Annotated in this window: 2 rRNA genes; both read right to left on the bottom strand. The window is 48.1% G+C overall.

Annotated features, from left to right (window positions below):
• A 5S ribosomal RNA gene (rrf, locus tag WA407_RS26365) occupies nucleotides 1-103 on the bottom strand; the annotation flags it as partial.
• A gap of 145 nt (nucleotides 104-248) precedes the next feature.
• Nucleotides 249-360: ribosomal RNA gene (locus tag WA407_RS26360) — 23S ribosomal RNA — on the bottom strand; the annotation flags it as partial.

Here is a 360-nt window from a genome sequence, read left to right as displayed (position 1 = left end):
TACTCTCCCAGGACCCTGCGGTCCAAGTACCATCGGCGCTGGAGGGCTTAACGGTCGTGTTCGGGATGGGTACGTGTGGAACCCCTCCGCTATCGCCACCAAACATGAATTTGCTGTGCAAATTCTTTTTCAGGAATCAGCATCGCCAAATGCTGTGTGTTCGCTTGTTTCATATAAGCTACTTGAGCCTATACCATACAAAACTTACACCCTGAAAACTGGATCCGAAACTCATTTGCGTTTTATTTTAGGATAAGCCCTCGACCGATTAGTATTGGTCAGCTCCATGCATTACTGCACTTCCACCCCCAACCTATCTACCTCGTCGTCTTCAAGGGGTCTTACATACTGGGAAATCTC

This window comes from Paenibacillus sp. 203, from assembly GCF_037027525.1.
Taxonomy (GTDB): domain Bacteria; phylum Bacillota; class Bacilli; order Paenibacillales; family Paenibacillaceae; genus Paenibacillus; species Paenibacillus polymyxa_B.
Note: the sequence above shows the minus strand (reverse complement) of the source record. Positions and strands in the feature narration are given on the sequence as shown.